This window comes from Kluyvera sichuanensis (genome assembly GCF_014218705.1).
Lineage (GTDB): Bacteria > Pseudomonadota > Gammaproteobacteria > Enterobacterales > Enterobacteriaceae > Kluyvera > Kluyvera sichuanensis.
Window position 1 is genome coordinate 1 of sequence record NZ_JABBJF010000012.1, and the last position, 17,521, is coordinate 17,521.

Genomic DNA, 17,521 nt, shown 5'->3' on the forward strand with positions numbered 1-17,521 from the left:
CTGACCCCATGCCGAACTCAGAAGTGAAACGCCGTAGCGCCGATGGTAGTGTGGGGTCTCCCCATGCGAGAGTAGGGAACTGCCAGGCATCAATTAAGTGAAGAAGCCCATCCTGACGGATGGGCTTTTTTGCGTCTGCGGAAAGTGAAAGAACGGTGATATTCCCGGGGTCACTGCGTTCGCCCGGGCTACAACGGATCTGGTAGCCCGGACGAGGCGTTTACGCCGACTCCGGGGATACACCGCAATAACGTAAATGCAGCAGCGGATAAGGTCGCCCATGATCGTCCGTCTCCGACCGGCCGGTCACGACAAACCCCATCTTCTGATAGAACCCCACCGCCTGCGCATTCTGCTCGTTAACATCCGTGGTCAGATCGGGAATCAGCGACAGCGCATGTTCAACCAACTTGCGCCCCACGCCGGTTCCTCGTGCATCAGGATCGACGAATAGCGCCTCCAGATGATGCTCAGACAGCAGCATAAACGCCACCGGCACATCATTATCATCTACCGCCACCCAGAGCGGGGCTTCCGGCAGAAATGCCCGTACCTGGACCTCAATATCGGCCCTATCCTGCGCGGAAAGAAAATCATGCGTCGCATCGACCGAACGACACCAAATCGCAATCAGTCGTTCGCCCTCATGGCGCTGTGAACGTCGAATTATCATCGTTTTTCTCCTTTTCGAATCGTTTCAACATTCTACCTTATTAGTAATTGAAACTTTCTCACCTTCAACTTGCAGACTCGACATTTAACGGAAATCTGGGTATCGTTAGCTGTCTGGATGTCTAAACGTTTATACGTATGCTGTGAGGTAATAAGGTTATGCCGATTCGGGTGCAGGACGAGCTACCAGCCGTCAATTTCTTGCGTGATGAGAACGTCTTTGTGATGACCACGTCGCGTGCTACGGGTCAGGAAATTCGTCCTTTGAAGGTGCTGATCCTCAACCTGATGCCGAAGAAGATTGAGACAGAAAACCAATTTTTACGTCTTCTGTCAAACTCTCCGCTGCAGCTGGATATCCAGCTCTTGCGTATCGATGCGCGCGAGTCGCGTAATACACCAACGGAGCATCTTAATAACTTTTACTGCAATTTCGACGACATTCGCGACCAGAACTTCGATGGTCTGATCGTCACCGGTGCGCCGCTTGGGCTGGTAGAATTTAACGACGTTGCCTACTGGCCGCAGATCAAACAGGTGCTCGAGTGGGCCAAAGATCACGTCACGTCGACGCTGTTTGTCTGTTGGGCGGTACAGGCCGCGCTCAATATTCTCTATGGCATTCCCAAGCAAACCCGCAACGACAAGCTCTCCGGCGTTTATGAACACCACATTCTCCACCCGCATGCCCTGCTGACGCGCGGCTTTGATGATAGCTTCCTGGCCCCGCACTCTCGCTATGCCGACTTCCCGGCGCAGCTGATTCGTGACTATACCGACCTGGAAATTCTCGCCGAAACGGAAGGCGGTGACGCCTATCTGTTTGCCAGCAAAGATAAGCGTATCGCCTTTGTTACCGGCCACCCGGAATATGATGCGCATACCCTGGCGAGCGAATTTTTCCGCGATGTGGATGCCGGTTTAACCCCGGAAGTGCCGTATAACTACTTCCCGAAAGATGACCCGAATAACAAACCGCACGCGACCTGGCGCAGCCACGGAAATCTGCTGTTTGCCAACTGGCTCAACTACTACGTCTACCAGATCACTCCGTATGATCTGCGGAATATGAACCCTACGCTGGATTGATCTTCTACCTTCCACGATCCTAAAGCGTTTCAGCATTCTCAATCAGGCACCTTCGGGTGCCTTTTTTGTTTCCGAAATCACCCCCAGTGCAAAATAAATTTTTATCTTATTACTAATCAATAAGTTGCATTTGTTTTTAATTAAAAATGGAAATTGTTTTTGTTTTTTTAATTTTATTGATTAGGATTAAAAACGTTGAGCGAAAACTACACAACGATCTTCTGCTCAGCTGGCGGGGAAACTATTCGGATCATTCACGAGGAGCTGCACCATGACACAACAGGCCACAACAACCGATGAACTGGCTTTTCTGAAGCCTTCTGGCGCGCAGGAACAGCAAGTTCTGACTGCGGAAGCGGTGGAATTTCTGACCGAACTGGTGACCCGATTTACGCCTAAACGCAATAAGTTGCTGGCTGCACGTATTCAGCAGCAGCAGGATATCGATGACGGTAAGCTCCCAGGTTTTATTTCGGAAACCGCTTCCATTAGAGAGGGTAACTGGACGGTTCGCGGTATTCCGGCTGATTTGCAGGATCGTCGCGTAGAAATCACCGGGCCGGTTGAGCGCAAAATGGTGATTAACGCGATGAACGCGAACGTCAAAGTGTTCATGGCCGATTTTGAAGACTCCCTCGCGCCGGACTGGAACAAGGTGATTGAAGGCCAGATCAACCTGCGCGATGCCGTCAATGGCACCATCAGCTATATCAACGACGCGGGCAAAATTTACCAGCTTAAGCCCGACCCGGCGGTGCTCATCTGCCGTGTGCGTGGCCTGCATCTGCCGGAAAAACACGTTACATGGCGCGGTGAAGCCATCCCGGGCAGCCTGTTTGATTTCGCGCTCTACTTCTTCCACAACTACAAAGCGTTGCTGGCAAAAGGCAGCGGCCCCTATTTCTATCTGCCGAAAACGCAGGCCTGGCAGGAAGCGGCCTGGTGGAACGAGGTGTTCTGCTTCGCAGAAGATCGCTTCAACCTGCCGCGCGGCACCATCAAAGCCACGCTGCTGATTGAAACGCTGCCGGCAGTTTTCCAGATGGACGAAATTTTGCACGCGCTGCGTGACCATATTGTCGGCCTGAACTGCGGCCGTTGGGACTACATCTTCAGCTATATCAAAACCCTGAAGAACCACCCGGACCGCGTACTGCCGGACCGTCAGGTAGTGACAATGGATAAACCATTCCTCAGCGCCTACTCGCGCCTGCTGATTAAAACCTGCCACAAACGCGGCGCTTTCGCGATGGGCGGCATGGCGGCGTTTATCCCAAGCAAAGATGCCGAGCGCAACGCGCAGGTGCTGAACAAGGTGAAGGCGGATAAATCGCTGGAAGCCAATAACGGCCACGACGGCACCTGGGTGGCGCACCCCGGTCTGGCGGATACCGCAATGGCGGTGTTTAACGAGGTGCTGGGCGAGCGTCCAAACCAGTTAGCCGTTTCCCGCGCTGACGACGCGCCGATTACCGCTGAAGAACTGCTGTCACCGTGCGACGGTGAGCGTACGGAAGAGGGAATGCGCGCCAACATTCGCGTGGCGGTGCAGTACATCGAAGCCTGGATCTCCGGCAACGGCTGCGTACCGATTTATGGCCTGATGGAAGATGCGGCAACCGCTGAGATCTCCCGCACCTCCATCTGGCAGTGGATCCACCATCAGAAGACGCTGAGCAACGGCAAACCGGTTACCAAACCGCTGTTCCGCCAGATGCTGGCCGAAGAGCTGCTGGTTATCAAAGACGAGCTGGGCGATGCGCGCTTCAGCGGCGGCCGTTTCGATGATGCCGCACGCCTGATGGAGCAGATCACCACCTCCGACGAACTTATCGACTTCTTGACCCTGCCTGGCTACCGCCTGCTGGCGTAATTCACCACATAACAATATGGAGCATCTGCACATGAAAACTCGTACCCAACAAATCGAAGATTTACAAAAAGAGTGGACGCAGCCTCGCTGGGAGGGCATTCGTCGCCCGTACAGCGCGGAAGAAGTGGTGAAACTGCGCGGGTCGGTTAACCCGGAATGTACGCTGGCCCAGCTCGGCGCTGCCAGAATGTGGCGTTTGCTGCACGGTGAATCGAAAAAGGGCTACGTCAACAGCCTTGGCGCGCTGACCGGCGGTCAGGCGCTGCAGCAGGCGAAAGCGGGTATTGAAGCGGTGTACCTGTCCGGCTGGCAGGTGGCGGCAGACGCGAACCTGGCCTCCAGCATGTACCCGGACCAGTCGCTCTATCCAGCGAACTCCGTCCCGGCGGTGGTCGACAGAATCAACAACACCTTCCGCCGCGCGGATCAAATCCAGTGGGCGAACGGTATTGAGCCAAACGACCCGCGCTATGTGGACTATTTCCTGCCGATCGTTGCTGATGCCGAAGCTGGCTTCGGTGGTGTGCTGAATGCCTTTGAACTGATGAAGTCGATGATTGCAGCCGGTGCAGCGGCGGTGCACTTCGAAGATCAGCTGGCCTCAGTGAAAAAATGCGGTCACATGGGCGGCAAGGTGCTGGTACCGACTCAGGAAGCGATTCAGAAACTGGTTGCCGCGCGTCTGGCGGCCGATGTGATGGGTGTTCCAACCCTGCTGATCGCCCGTACTGATGCGGATGCGGCGGATCTCATCACCTCTGACTGCGACCCGTACGATAGCGACTTTATCACCGGTGAGCGCACCAGCGAAGGTTTCTACCGCACCCATGCGGGCATCGAGCAGGCGATCAGCCGCGGCCTGGCGTACGCGCCGTATGCTGACCTGGTATGGTGCGAAACTTCTACCCCGGATCTGGCATTGGCGAAGCGCTTTGCCGATGCGATCCACGCGAAATACCCTGGCAAGCTGCTGGCCTACAACTGCTCGCCGTCGTTCAACTGGCAGAAAAAGCTGGATGATAAAACCATCGCCAGCTTCCAGCAGCAGCTGTCAGATATGGGCTACAAGTACCAGTTCATCACCCTGGCGGGCATCCACAGCATGTGGTTCAACATGTTCGACCTGGCGCACTCTTACGCTCAGGGCGAAGGGATGAAGCACTACGTTGAGAAGGTTCAGCAGGCTGAGTTCGCGGCGGCGAAAGATGGCTACACCTTCGTTTCTCACCAGCAGGAAGTGGGCACCGGCTATTTCGATAATGTCACCACTATTATCCAGGGCGGCACCTCCTCGGTGACCGCGCTGACCGGCTCGACCGAAGAGTCGCAGTTCTGATTACTGCCCGGTAGCGCAGCGCTTACCGGGCCTACAACGACATGTAGGCCGGATAAGCGAACGCGCCATCCGGCATGACTCGGTGCCGGATGGAGAGAATTGATGACGCGAGGCCTGGAATTACTGATTGCGCAGACCATTTTGCAGGGATTTGACGCCCAGTATGGGCGTTTTCTGGAAGTCACTTCCGGCGCACAGCAACGGTTTGAACAGGCCGACTGGCATGCGGTTCAGCAGGCGATGAAAAGCCGTATCCATCTGTACGACCACCACGTGGGGTTGGTGGTTGAACAGCTGCGCTGCATTACCGATGGTAAAAGCACCGATGCGGATTTTCTGCTGCGCGTTAAGGCGCAGTACACCCGACTGCTGCCGGATTACCCGCGCTTTGAAATTGCCGAGAGCTTTTTTAACTCGGTCTATTGTCGATTATTCGATCACCGCTCGCTTAGCCCCGAGCGGTTATTTATTTTCAGCTCGCAGCCGGAACGCCGCTTCCGCGCTATCCCCCGGCCGCTAGCGAAAGACTTCTTCCCCGAATATGGCTGGGAAGCGGTGATTTTCAAAATGCTCAGCGACCTGCCGCTACGTCTGCCGTGGCAAAATAAATTCCGCGATGTCGGCTACATTATGGCGCACCTGAGCGAAACGCTGGGCGCTGAGATGCTGCAGCGTGCGCATCTGCAAATTGCTAACGAACTGTTTTACCGTAATAAAGCGGCCTGGCTTATCGGTAAACTCATCACGCCAAACGGCACTCTGCCGTTTTTAATCCCAATTCACCGCACTGATGAAGGGGAGCTTTTCGTCGATACCTGCCTCACCACCACCGAAGAGGCGAGTATCGTCTTTGGCTTCGCGCGTTCCTACTTTATGGTTTATGCCCCGTTGCCCGCCGCCCTGGTGGAGTGGCTGCGGGAGATCCTGCCGGGTAAAACCACTGCCGAACTGTATATGGCGATTGGCTGCCAGAAGCATGCGAAAACGGAAAGCTATCGTGAGTACCTGAACTATATCGCCAGCACCGACGAGCAGTTTATCGAAGCACCGGGCATTCGCGGGATGGTGATGCTGGTGTTTACGCTGCCGGGCTTTGACCGGGTGTTTAAGGTGATCAAAGACCGCTTTGCACCGCAAAAAGAGATGTCTGCCGCTCACGTGCGCGCCTGCTATCAGCTGGTAAAAGAGCATGACCGCGTGGGCCGCATGGCGGATACCCAGGAATTTGAAAACTTCGTGTTGGATAAGCAGCAGATTGCGCCCGCGTTAATGGCGCTGTTGTTGCAAGAAGTTCCGGGTAAGATCGTCGATATGGGTGATAAAATTGCGATAAGCCATCTCTATATCGAACGCCGAATGGTGCCGCTGAATATCTGGCTAGAGCGGGTGGAGGGCCAGCCGCTGCGTGATGCGGTGGAGGAGTACGGCAACGCCATTCGCCAGCTTGCCGCCGCCAATATTTTCCCTGGCGATATGCTGTTTAAAAACTTCGGTGTCACCCGCCACGGCCGCGTGGTGTTCTACGACTACGATGAGATTTGCTATATGACGGAGGTAAACTTCCGCGACATTCCGCCGCCTCGCTACCCGGAAGATGAGCTCGCCAGCGAGCCCTGGTACAGCGTGTCGCCGGGGGATGTTTTCCCGGAGGAGTTCCGCCACTGGCTGTGCGCCGACCCGCGTATCGGGCCGCTGTTTGAGGAAATGCACGCCGACCTGCTCAGCGCCGACTACTGGCGCGGCCTGCAGACGCGTATCAAAAATGGGCATGTAGAAGACGTTTATGCCTACCGTCGCCGCCAGCGTTTCAGCGTACGCTACACCTGATGTAGCCCGGCCGAGCAAAGCGACGCCGGGGTTTTGCTCCGAGCTTCCCCGGCGTCGCTTTGCTCGGCCGGGCTACTCAATCTTTCTTATCGGATCCCGCCGTACGCCAGCGTTACCTCTTTTGCCGCCTTAATCACCATCGCACCAAACTCGGTGACCCGGTCGTCGGTAATACGGGAAATCGGCCCGGAGATGGAGATAGCCGCAAACGGCTCGCGGTGCTCATCGTAAATACACGATGCCACGCAGCGCAGGCCGAGCGCATGCTCTTCATCATCAAACGAATAGCCGCGCTTGCGCGTCTGGGCCAAATCGTCCTTCAGGTGCACCGGCGATACCAGCGTCGCGTGGGTGTAAGCGTGCAGCCCCTTGCGGTGCAGCAGGCTGGTAACTTCCTCTTCGCTCAGCTGAGATAAAAATGCCTTGCCCGCGCCGGAGGCGTGCATCGGCAACTTGCCGCCAATCGGGGCAGACATACGCATCAGCTGCGTACACTGCACCTGGTCAATAATAATCGCCTGATGATCGCTCTTATCCAGCACCGCCAGATTCACCGTTTCGCCGGAGTCTTCCATCAGCTTGCGCAGAATCGGGTGGACAATTGCTAGCAGATTACGGCTTTGCAGGAAGCTGCTGCCGACGATAAAGGCGTGCGCGCCCACGGACCAGTGGCCCAGTTCACCCACCTGACGCACAAATCCCAGCTGCTGCATGGTGGTGAGCAGGCGGTGCGTGGTGGAGTTCGGCAGCCCAGCCTGCTGCGCAAGTTCGGTCAGCGCGACGCTGCTATGGGATTCGGCAATCCACTCCAGCAGCTTCAGGCCGCGGGTCAGTGATTGTACCTGGCCAGTTGCGGGGGCAGCGGCAGGGGCGGGTTTTCTACCGCGTTTCGCAGGAACGTTGGCAACCATCGCAACTCCTTTCTGTATCGTGGAAATTGTTTTCGTTTTTATTGATTATAATACAACCGTTCGTATTACTGCTCCGATGAGTCATGTTGAACATGTCTCAAGTAGCAAGTTGTTTCCTTTTCCACCCTCACAGTTTATGCCAGTATGCTTTATTGCCTTTTTATGTCTGGGTTTCGTTGAGCGGTGTCGGGAGTGCTTGTGAGCAGCAAAGTGGAGCAACTGCGTGCGCAGTTAAATGAACGTATTCTGGTTCTGGACGGGGGCATGGGCACCATGATCCAGGGCTATCGTCTGAGCGAGCAGGACTTCCGCGGCGAGCGTTTCGCCGACTGGCCCTGTGACCTGAAGGGAAACAACGACCTGCTGGTGCTCAGCAAGCCGGAGGTGATCAGCGCTATCCATAACGCCTACTTTGAAGCGGGCGCGGATATCATTGAAACCAACACCTTTAACTCCACGATCATCGCCATGGCGGATTACCAGATGGAATCCCTGTCGGCGGAGATTAACTTTGCTGCGGCGAAGCTGGCACGTGCCTGTGCCGACGAATGGACGGCACGTACGCCAAATAAACCGCGCTACGTCGCAGGCGTGCTTGGCCCAACCAACCGTACTGCGTCTATCTCACCGGACGTCAACGACCCGGCTTACCGTAACGTCACCTTCGATCAACTGGTGGCGGCCTACCGTGAATCCACCAAAGCGCTGGTGGAGGGCGGTAGCGACCTGATCCTGATTGAGACCGTCTTCGATACCCTGAACGCCAAAGCGGCGATTTTTGCGGTGAAGGAAGAGTTTGAAGCGCTGGGCGTTGACCTGCCGATCATGATTTCCGGCACCATCACCGACGCCTCCGGGCGTACGCTCTCCGGCCAGACCACCGAAGCGTTCTATAACTCCCTGCGTCACGCCGACGCCCTGACCTTCGGCCTCAACTGTGCGTTAGGCCCGGATGAACTGCGCCAGTATGTGCAGGAGCTGTCGCGTATTGCGGAATGCTACGTGACCGCGCACCCGAACGCCGGTCTGCCGAACGCCTTCGGCGAGTACGACCTCGATGCCGACACGATGGCGGCCCAGATTCAGGAATGGGCGCAGGCGGGCTTCCTCAACATGGTCGGCGGCTGCTGCGGCACCACCCCAGAACACATTGCGGCGATGAGCCGCGCGGTTGAAGGCTTGCCGCCGCGCAAGCTGCCGGATCTGCCGGTCGCTTGTCGTCTGTCCGGCCTTGAGCCGCTGAACATCGGCGACGACAGCCTGTTTGTGAACGTCGGCGAACGTACCAACGTCACCGGCTCGGCGAAATTTAAACGCCTGATCAAAGAAGAAAAATACAACGAAGCGCTGGATGTGGCCCGCCAGCAGGTGGAAAGCGGTGCACAGATTATCGACATCAACATGGATGAGGGGATGCTCGACGCCGAAGCGGCGATGGTGCGTTTCCTCAACCTGATTGCCGGTGAACCGGATATTGCCCGCGTACCGATTATGATCGACTCCTCCAAATGGGAGGTTATCGAAAAAGGGCTGAAGTGCATCCAGGGCAAAGGCATCGTCAACTCCATCTCGATGAAAGAGGGCGTTGAGCCGTTTATCGAACACGCGAAAAAGGTGCGTCGCTACGGCGCGGCGATGGTGGTGATGGCCTTTGATGAAGTGGGACAGGCTGACACTCGCGAACGCAAAATTGAGATTTGCCGCCGCGCCTATAACATTCTGACCCAAGAGGTGGGCTTCCCGCCGGAAGACATCATCTTTGACCCGAATATCTTCGCCGTGGCTACCGGCATTGAAGAGCACAACAACTACGCGCAGGACTTTATCGGCGCCTGTGAAGACATCAAACGCGAACTGCCACACGCGCTGATCTCCGGCGGTGTTTCTAACGTGTCGTTCTCGTTCCGCGGCAACGACCCGGTGCGAGAAGCGATTCACGCGGTGTTCCTCTACTACGCTATCCGTAACGGCATGGACATGGGGATCGTCAACGCCGGCCAGCTGGCGATTTATGACGACCTGCCAGCTGAACTGCGCGATGCGGTAGAGGACGTGATCCTCAATCGTCGCGACGACGGCACCGAGCGTCTGCTGGAGCTGGCCGAGAAATATCGCGGCAGCAAAACCGACGAGACCGCCAACGCGCAACAGGCGGAATGGCGTAGCTGGGACGTGAAAAAGCGTCTCGAATACTCGCTGGTGAAAGGCATTACCGAATTTATCGAACTCGATACTGAAGAAGCCCGCCAGCAGGCCGCGCGCCCGATTGAGGTTATCGAAGGGCCGTTGATGGACGGCATGAACGTGGTCGGTGACCTGTTCGGCGAGGGCAAAATGTTCCTGCCGCAGGTGGTGAAATCGGCCCGCGTGATGAAGCAGGCAGTGGCCTACCTTGAACCGTACATTGAAGCCAGCAAAGAGAAAGGCTCCAGCAACGGCAAGATGGTCATCGCGACCGTGAAGGGCGACGTACACGACATCGGCAAAAACATCGTTGGCGTGGTGTTGCAGTGTAATAACTACGAAATCATCGACCTCGGCGTGATGGTCCCGGCGGATAAAATCCTCAAAACCGCCAAAGAGGTGAATGCGGATCTGATTGGTCTCTCTGGCCTGATTACCCCGTCGCTGGATGAAATGGTCAACGTGGCAAAAGAAATGGAGCGTCAGGGCTTTACCATTCCGCTACTGATTGGCGGCGCGACCACCTCCAAAGCGCACACCGCGGTGAAAATCGAGCAGAACTACAGCGGCCCAACGGTTTATGTACAGAACGCCTCGCGCACCGTTGGCGTTGTCGCGGCACTGCTCTCGGATACCCAGCACGACGACTTTGTTGCTCGTACGCGTAAAGAGTACGAAACCGTGCGTATTCAGCACGGGCGTAAGAAACCACGCACGCCGCCGGTAACGCTGGCTGCGGCGCGTGAAAACGATCTGGCATTCGACTGGGAAAACTACACTCCACCGGTGGCGCATCGCCTGGGCGTGCAGGAAGTCGAAGCCAGCATCGAAACGCTGCGTAACTACATCGACTGGACGCCGTTCTTTATGACCTGGTCGCTGGCCGGGAAGTACCCGCGCATTCTTGAAGATGAAGTGGTGGGTGAAGAGGCGAAGCGCCTGTTCAAAGATGCCAACGACATGCTCGATCAACTGAGCGCGGAGAAATCCCTCAACCCTCGTGGCGTCGTCGGGCTGTTCCCGGCCAACCGTGTGGGTGACGATGTGGAAATCTATCGCGACGAAACGCGCACCCACGTGCTGACCGTCAGCCGCCATCTGCGCCAGCAGACGGAGAAAGTCGGCTTTGCGAACTACTGCCTGTCTGACTTTGTCGCGCCGAAAACCTCCGGCAAAGCGGACTACATTGGTGCCTTCGCGGTGACCGGTGGTCTGGAAGAAGATGCTCTGGCCGATGCGTTTGAAGCGCAGCACGATGATTACAACAAGATCATGGTGAAGGCGATTTCCGACCGTCTGGCGGAAGCCTTCGCCGAGTATCTGCACGAGCGCGTGCGTAAGGTTTACTGGGGCTATGCGCCGAATGAAAACCTGAGCAATGAAGAGCTGATCCGCGAAAACTATCAGGGTATTCGCCCGGCACCGGGCTACCCGGCCTGCCCGGAACACACCGAGAAGGGCACCATCTGGGAGCTGCTGGATGTGGAAACCCACACCGGCATGAAGCTGACTGAATCCTTCGCCATGTGGCCTGGCGCGTCGGTTTCCGGCTGGTACTTTAGCCACCCGGACAGCAAGTACTACGCGGTGGCGCAGATTCAGCGCGACCAGGTTGAGGATTACGCTTTCCGTAAAGGGATGAGCGTGGCGGAAGTGGAGCGCTGGCTGGCGCCGAACCTCGGCTACGATGCCGACTGATTCACAAAACCGTCATCTTTCCTTACAACTAACAGGGCGCTCTTAGGGCGCCCTGTCTCTTTATTGTGCGTAAACCCTTATACTGAAAGAAAGCTCACGCGCGTTGCATACCTTATTCGGCCAGCACAGGGATGATTTGTCGACCTGATAAGCGCAGCGTCATCAGGCACTATGCCGACATCATGAGCCCCAGGAACCCATAACAATAAGGAGAAAATGATTCCGTGTTAACTTTGCTGCACCTGCTTTCTGCCGTCTCGCTGTTGGTGTGGGGCACCCATATCGTGCGTACTGGCGTGATGCGCGTCTTCGGCGCGCGCCTGCGTACCGTGCTCAGCCGCAGCGTCGAGAAAAAACCGCTCGCCTTCTGCGCGGGTATTGGTGTTACCGCGCTGGTCCAGAGCAGTAACGCCACCACCATGCTGGTGACCTCCTTTGTCGCGCAGGATCTGGTCGCCCTGACGCCCGCGCTGGTGATTGTGCTGGGCGCCGACGTGGGGACCGCGCTGATGGCGCGTATCCTGACCTTCGATCTATCGTGGCTGTCGCCGCTGCTGATATTTATCGGCGTGGCCTTTTTCCTTGGCCGCAAGCAGACCCGCGAAGGGCAACTTGGCCGCGTCGGAATTGGCCTGGGGCTCATCCTGCTGGCGCTGGAATTAATTGTTCAGGCGGTCAGGCCGATTACCGAAGCCAACGGCGTACAGGTGATTTTTGCCTCGCTGACCGGCGATATTCTGCTGGATGCCCTGATTGGTGCGGTGTTTGCCATCATCAGTTACTCCAGCCTGGCGGCAGTACTGCTGACCGCGACGCTGACCACCGCAGGGATTATCTCCTTCCCGGTGGCGCTGTGCCTGGTGATTGGCGCCAACCTGGGCTCTGGCCTGCTGGCGATGCTCAACAACAGCGCCGCGAACGCCGCCGCCCGCCGCGTAGCGCTGGGAAGCCTGCTGTTCAAGCTGGTGGGCAGCCTGATTATTCTGCCGTTCGTCCATATGCTGGCCGACGTGATGCACAAGCTGCCGCTGCCGGAGTCCGAACTGGTTATCTACTTCCACGTCTTCTATAACCTGATTCGCTGCGTGGCGATGGTGCCGTTCGCCGAGCCGATGGCACGACTCTGTAAGCGCTTGATCCGCGATGAGCCGGAGCTGGATGCCAACCTCAAGCCGAAGCACCTGGACGTGACCGCGCTGGATACTCCAACGCTGGCGCTGGCCAATGCCGCCCGCGAAACGCTGCGCATCGGTGATGCCACCGAGCAGATGCTGGATGGGTTAAAGAAGGTGATGCACGGCGAGCCGCGTGAAGAGAAAAACCTGCGTAAGCAGGCGGATGATATCAACGTGCTCTACACCGCCATCAAGCTCTATCTGGCGCGAATGCCGAAAGATGAGCTGGCGGAAGAGGAGTCCCGCCGCTGGGCGGAGATTATCGAAATGTCGCTTAACCTTGAACAGGCCTCGGACATTATTGAGCGCATGGGCAGCGAGATCGCCGACAAATCGCTGGCCGCGCGTCGTGCCTTCTCTGTTGAGGGGTTAAAAGAGCTGGAAGCGCTGTATGAGCTGCTGTTAAGCAACCTGCAGCTGGCGATGTCGGTCTTCTTTGCCGGTGACGTCACCAGCGCCCGTCGCCTGCGTCGCAGCAAGCACCGGTTCCGCATTCTGAACCGCCGCTACGCCCACGCGCACGTCGACCGTCTGCACCAGCAGAACGTGCAGAGTATTGAAACCAGTACGCTGCACCTGGCGCTGCTGGGTGACATGCTGCGCCTGAACTCGCTGTTCTGCTCCGTTGCCTACAGCGTGCTGGAGCAGCCGGATGAAGACGACGATCGCGACGATTACTAGTGCAACCCCGGCGTCGCTGCGCTCGGCCGGGCTACCTTGATGATACGTAGCCCGGGCGAGGCGTTTACGCCGCCCCCGGGTTTACGGCTCAGAAGCGATGCCCTTCCTCCAGCGCGACCGCCTCTTCTCCCGCTCTGAACACATAGGTGGTACGCGGCCCGCCAAGCGTCGCTTCCCCGTTTGCCACCTGAATCCAGTTGCCTTCCGGCAGACCAATCACCGTTAATTCCGGCGCCACGACCAGCAGTTCGCGAATACGCTGCTCGCGGGTTTCGCCCTTATGGCCTTCCGGCAGCGCGTTGGTGAAGTGTGGGTTAATCTGCAGCGGGAACAGCCCCAGCGCATCAAACCCTTTCGGATCGACAATCGGCATGTCGTTAGTGGTGCGGATGGTCTGGCAGGCAAGGTTAGCGCCCGCGCTCCAGCCGACGTACAGCGCGCCGCGCTTCACTACGTCGACAATCGGTGCCAGCAGCCCGCGCTCGCGGCTCTCTTTCAGCAGCTGGAAGGTGTTGCCGCCGCCGACGATAATCACCTCGGCATTTTCAATCGCGGAGATAGGGTCTGCCACGCTATGGATACCGGTGACCGTCACGCCTAACGGTGCCAGAACGGCGGCGGTTTTTGCCGTGTACTCGTCCCAGGTCTGCGTCACGCCCGCAAACGGCAGAAACACCGCGCGACGGCGGCCGTTCAACTGCCCGGCAATCAGCGGCAGCGCGTGTTCCAGCCAGGCTTTACCCGGCAGCGTCGAGTTACTCAGCAGAAGTAAGTCCATCATTTCTCCTATTCATCAGAAAATTATCGAGCAGGGCGGCATGTTACCACCCTGCGTCGGGCCGCTTACTGATGTAGTTCACGATGTTGCAGTAGAGAGTCAGGAGGCGGGCTCGCAGATGGCCTACCGTGTCAACTATCCCGCTCTGGCAAACGCCGCCGCCTCAGCTACCAGCGCATCGTCCGGCCTTACGCCGGTATACATCACAAACTGTTCCACTGCCTGCAGGGCAATCACTTCAGCACCGCTGATGGTCTTTTTCCCCAAGCGCTGGGCGAGCTGAATCACCGGCGTTTCCGGCGGCAGGGCCACCACGTCAAACACCACGCTGGCGCGTGCCACCATCGCTTCACTAAAGGCGAGCTGCTCGCTCTCTTTGCCGCCCGCCATGCCGATAGGCGTGACGTTGACCAGAATATCAATACCGTCAGTTTCCGCCTGTGCCTGCCACTGGAAGCCGTACTGTTTTGCCAGTGCGGTGCCGTTGGCTTCATTGCGGGCGGCGATAATTACATCGCGAAAGCCTGCGTCGCGGAAGGCGGCAATCACCGCTTTACCCATCCCGCCGCTGCCCTGAATCATCACGCGGGCGGAGGTATCAAGCTGGTGGCTGGTAATCAGGTTTTTTACCGCGATGTAGTCAGTGTTAAACCCGGTCAGATGGCCGTTGTCATTGACGATGGTGTTGACGGAGTCGATGACTTTGGCCGAGGGATCGATAGCATCCAGAAATGCCATGCAGCTCTCTTTAAACGGCATCGACACCGCACAGCCGCGGATACCCAGCGCGCGAACGCCTTTCACTGCCGCCTCAATGTCCTGCGTGGTAAACGCTTTATAGATAAAATTCAGCCCCAGTTTCTCATACAGATAGTTATGAAAGCGCGTGCCAAAGTTGCCGGGGCGGCCGGCAAGCGACATGCACAGCTGGGTATCGCGGTTAATCATGGTCATGTCCTCGTTAATGTTTTACTGCACTAAATATTCTGCGGTGGCCCGGTCGGTGACCAGCGCGTTGATATGCTGCCCGCGCAGCGCACCAAGGATAGCGGCGTGCTTCTCTTCACCGCTCGCCAGGCCGATGACATAGCGGGCCTGCTTTAAGATCTCGAGCTCAATGGAGAGCGTCTTTTCCTGCATCGCGGTGGCAACGGGCATGCCGTCAGCGGCAAAAAAGCGCGAGCAGATATCCCCGGCTACCTGAAGCGCCTCCAGCTCATCGCTTTGCGCATTACCGTAAAATGCCTGCCAGTTGGCCGCATGACGAATAGCGGGGGAGCCGATGCCAACCAGCGCGATATCCAGCCGCTGCCAGTACTCGGCCAGCGTCTGAAAATGCGGAGATTGCATGATGCCCTGGCGAATCAGCGGGTTATCCAGCAAAGCCGGGAAGTCAGCGAGATACGACTCGCCCTTGAGTCGTGTGGCGGCGCTGTAGGTCAGCGTGTTGACGTGGTAGCGGCTAGGAAGCTTGCCAGAGGGGCCGCCAACGATAGGCACGCACACCAGCGGACGAGGCTGACTGGACTGCGGTAATGCCTCAACCAGCGCGCTGACTGCGCGACCCCAGCCGAAACCAATCACGGCGTTGGGCGACAGCAGCCGTTCAAACAGCTGCGCGCCATAGGCTCCTGTCTCGCTCTCCTGCGGTGCCACGACGGCCTCTTTCAGGCCAAATTTCTGCTTCAGCCGCTCTTCCAACCACAGGCTATCGTTGTAGTCATAGTTGATGGCGATGGTCACGACGCCCAGCTCGCGCCCGCGCTTGAGCAGGCGGCTGATGGTAGTGCGATAAATCCCCAGCTGGTGGGCGATTTGCGCCTGCGTCAGCTCCTGCTCGTAATAAAGCTGGGCAATTTTCACGATTAGGCGGATATCGTCGCTGTTTTCCATCGAAGTGGCTGACTCCTGCACATATGTGCAAAACGTAAAAACGGGTTCTCGATCTGGTATAACGCCGTCATGCAGGGAGTTCAAGCGTATTTATGGAAAAGCCGCTGGTCATAGGCATGCACTTTTGTGCAGAAAGGGCGTGATGAAAACAATGATTTGTCGCGGACTATTTTTTCTCACCCGAAAGGTAGGGTATATTTCGCTTTTACAGGAGAATTTATGCTGCCAGACTCATCCACCCGATTAAATAAATACATCAGCGAAAGCGGCATCTGCTCGCGTCGCGAAGCGGATCGCTTTATCGAACAAGGCAACGTCTTTATCAACGGTAAGCGCGCCACCATTGGCGATCAGGTTGTGCCGGGCGACGTTGTGAAAGTGAACGGTCGATTGATTGAGCCGCGGGAAGCGGATGATCTGGTGCTGATTGCGCTGAATAAACCCGTCGGTATCGTCAGTACCACCGAAGACGGCGAGCGCGACAACATTGTGGATTTCGTTAACCACAGCAAGCGTATCTTCCCGATTGGCCGTCTGGATAAAGACTCCCAAGGGCTGATTTTCCTCACCAACCATGGCGACCTGGTGAACAAGATCCTGCGTGCCGGCAACGACCATGAAAAAGAGTATCTGGTCACCGTCGACAAGCCGGTTACCGATGAGTTTATTCGGGGGATGGGCGCGGGCGTACCGATTCTGGGTACGGTGACGAAGAAGTGTAAGGTGAAGAAAGAGGCGCCTTTCGTCTTCCGTATTACCCTGGTGCAGGGCTTAAACCGTCAGATTCGCCGCATGTGCGAACACTTCGGTTTCGAAGTGACCAAGCTCGAGCGTACGCGCATTATGAACGTCAGCCTGACGGGGATCCCGCTGGGTGAGTGGCGCGACCTGACCGACGACGAGCTGGTGGATTTGTTCAAGCTGATTGAAAATTCCTCCTCCGAAGCTAAGCCGAAGGTGAAGGCCAAGCCGAAAACCGCCGGTATCAAGCGCCCGGTGGTGAAGATGGAAAAGACCAGCGAGAAGCCAGCGCGCCCGGCGGGCAATGGAAACGGTAAACGTTTCACCGCGCCGGGACGTAAAAAGAAAGGCCGTTAACGCCTGCCGCGCGTCGGCGTATTTGCCGACCACGAAAACGAACTTTCGCTATCCGGTTTATAAGCCTGCTGTTTTTTCACCTGGCGGACTTTCTTCGCTTCGGCTTCGCGCTGAACCATCAGCTTATCGATGTACTCCTTTTTCACGCTATTGGTTTCCGCGTTGGACAGCGGACGGCCATGCGCAATGCGCGCGCGGTCGAGCAGGGTTTTCAGTTCACGCTGCTCGCGCTCGGTCATCTCTTTTTGCGTAATGCGGGGGAGTGCCATAAGGGTTGCCCTCAATCGGATAGTTAACCCAGTGTAC

Annotated in this window: 13 protein-coding genes and 1 rRNA gene; 8 read left to right on the forward strand and 6 right to left on the reverse strand. The window is 57.0% G+C overall.

Annotated features, from left to right (window positions below):
- Positions 1 to 88: ribosomal RNA gene (gene rrf, locus HII27_RS13845) — 5S ribosomal RNA — on the forward strand; the annotation flags it as partial.
- Between the two features lie 132 nt (positions 89 to 220).
- Here rrf and HII27_RS13850 read toward each other — a convergent pair.
- The gene (locus tag HII27_RS13850) at positions 221 to 673 is read right to left on the reverse strand and encodes an acetyltransferase (RefSeq protein WP_185668421.1); all 453 of its coding nucleotides are present in this window, start codon (positions 671 to 673) and stop codon (positions 221 to 223) included.
- 158 nt (positions 674 to 831) lie between these two features.
- Between HII27_RS13850 and metA the strand changes: the two genes are divergently transcribed.
- The 4 genes from metA (at position 832) to aceK (ending at position 6,797) form a co-directional block, all read left to right on the forward strand.
- Entirely contained in the window at positions 832 to 1,761 is a 930-nt protein-coding gene (gene metA, locus HII27_RS13855) for a homoserine O-acetyltransferase MetA (protein ID WP_185668422.1), read from the forward strand.
- Between the two features lie 271 nt (positions 1,762 to 2,032).
- Complete coding sequence (aceB, locus tag HII27_RS13860) at positions 2,033 to 3,634, forward strand: malate synthase A (RefSeq protein WP_185668423.1); 1,602 nt, start codon at positions 2,033 to 2,035, stop codon at positions 3,632 to 3,634.
- Positions 3,635 to 3,665: 31 nt separating this feature from the next.
- Positions 3,666 to 4,970, forward strand: a complete 1,305-nt coding sequence (gene aceA / locus HII27_RS13865) for an isocitrate lyase (RefSeq protein WP_185668424.1) — start codon at positions 3,666 to 3,668, stop codon at positions 4,968 to 4,970.
- A 102-nt stretch (positions 4,971 to 5,072) separates the two neighbouring features.
- Entirely contained in the window at positions 5,073 to 6,797 is a 1,725-nt protein-coding gene (aceK, locus tag HII27_RS13870; RefSeq protein ID WP_185668425.1) for a bifunctional isocitrate dehydrogenase kinase/phosphatase, read from the forward strand.
- Positions 6,798 to 6,883: 86 nt separating this feature from the next.
- Here aceK and iclR read toward each other — a convergent pair whose 3' ends face one another.
- Positions 6,884 to 7,708, reverse strand: coding sequence for a glyoxylate bypass operon transcriptional repressor IclR (gene iclR, locus HII27_RS13875; RefSeq protein WP_185668426.1), 825 nt, complete (start codon positions 7,706 to 7,708; stop codon positions 6,884 to 6,886).
- Positions 7,709 to 7,906: 198 nt separating this feature from the next.
- Here iclR and metH point away from each other — a divergent pair, with 198 nt between their 5' ends.
- Together metH and HII27_RS13885 are read left to right on the forward strand one after the other, a co-directional pair.
- Positions 7,907 to 11,590, forward strand: coding sequence for a methionine synthase (gene metH, locus HII27_RS13880; RefSeq protein ID WP_185668427.1), 3,684 nt, complete (start codon positions 7,907 to 7,909; stop codon positions 11,588 to 11,590).
- Positions 11,591 to 11,814: 224 nt separating this feature from the next.
- On the forward strand, positions 11,815 to 13,446 hold the full coding sequence (locus tag HII27_RS13885) for a Na/Pi cotransporter family protein (protein ID WP_185668428.1): 1,632 nt from the start codon (positions 11,815 to 11,817) through the stop codon (positions 13,444 to 13,446).
- A gap of 88 nt (positions 13,447 to 13,534) precedes the next feature.
- On the opposite strand, the gene pepE is transcribed toward HII27_RS13885, so the two are convergent.
- The 3 genes from pepE to HII27_RS13900 form a co-directional block, all read right to left on the reverse strand.
- A complete protein-coding gene (gene pepE / locus HII27_RS13890) occupies positions 13,535 to 14,224 on the reverse strand; it encodes a dipeptidase PepE (RefSeq protein WP_185668505.1) in 690 nt (229 codons plus the stop codon).
- Between the two features lie 135 nt (positions 14,225 to 14,359).
- On the reverse strand, positions 14,360 to 15,172 hold the full coding sequence (locus HII27_RS13895; protein ID WP_185668429.1) for a shikimate 5-dehydrogenase: 813 nt from the start codon (positions 15,170 to 15,172) through the stop codon (positions 14,360 to 14,362).
- A gap of 21 nt (positions 15,173 to 15,193) precedes the next feature.
- Positions 15,194 to 16,117 carry a sugar-binding transcriptional regulator gene (locus tag HII27_RS13900; protein ID WP_185668430.1) on the reverse strand — a complete coding sequence of 308 codons (924 nt, stop codon included), beginning with the start codon at positions 16,115 to 16,117 and terminating at the stop codon, positions 15,194 to 15,196.
- Positions 16,118 to 16,336: 219 nt separating this feature from the next.
- On the opposite strand from HII27_RS13900, the gene rluF reads away from it, so the two are divergent.
- Positions 16,337 to 17,215 carry a 23S rRNA pseudouridine(2604) synthase RluF gene (gene rluF / locus HII27_RS13905; protein WP_185668431.1) on the forward strand — a complete coding sequence of 293 codons (879 nt, stop codon included), beginning with the start codon at positions 16,337 to 16,339 and terminating at the stop codon, positions 17,213 to 17,215.
- Here rluF and HII27_RS13910 read toward each other — a convergent pair.
- Positions 17,212 to 17,484 (reverse strand): DUF3811 domain-containing protein, encoded by a 273-nt coding sequence (locus HII27_RS13910; protein WP_185668432.1) that lies wholly within the window; start codon positions 17,482 to 17,484, stop codon positions 17,212 to 17,214. The genes rluF and HII27_RS13910 overlap by 4 nt on opposite strands.
- Positions 17,485 to 17,521: the final 37 nt, after the last annotated feature.

Bases quoted from the DNA above. Each gene is read 5' to 3' on its own strand.
- HII27_RS13850 (WP_185668421.1), bottom strand. From the start codon at position 673: ATGATAATTCGACGTTCACAGCGCCATGAGGGCGAACGACTGATTGCG.
- metA (WP_185668422.1), top strand. From the start codon at position 832: ATGCCGATTCGGGTGCAGGACGAGCTACCAGCCGTCAATTTCTTGCGT.
- aceB (WP_185668423.1), top strand. From the start codon at position 2,033: ATGACACAACAGGCCACAACAACCGATGAACTGGCTTTTCTGAAGCCT.
- aceA (WP_185668424.1), top strand. From the start codon at position 3,666: ATGAAAACTCGTACCCAACAAATCGAAGATTTACAAAAAGAGTGGACG.
- aceK (WP_185668425.1), top strand. From the start codon at position 5,073: ATGACGCGAGGCCTGGAATTACTGATTGCGCAGACCATTTTGCAGGGA.
- iclR (WP_185668426.1), bottom strand. From the start codon at position 7,708: ATGGTTGCCAACGTTCCTGCGAAACGCGGTAGAAAACCCGCCCCTGCC.
- pepE (WP_185668505.1), bottom strand. From the start codon at position 14,224: ATGGACTTACTTCTGCTGAGTAACTCGACGCTGCCGGGTAAAGCCTGG.
- HII27_RS13895 (WP_185668429.1), bottom strand. From the start codon at position 15,172: ATGATTAACCGCGATACCCAGCTGTGCATGTCGCTTGCCGGCCGCCCC.
- HII27_RS13900 (WP_185668430.1), bottom strand. From the start codon at position 16,117: ATGGAAAACAGCGACGATATCCGCCTAATCGTGAAAATTGCCCAGCTT.
- rluF (WP_185668431.1), top strand. From the start codon at position 16,337: ATGCTGCCAGACTCATCCACCCGATTAAATAAATACATCAGCGAAAGC.
- HII27_RS13910 (WP_185668432.1), bottom strand. From the start codon at position 17,484: ATGGCACTCCCCCGCATTACGCAAAAAGAGATGACCGAGCGCGAGCAG.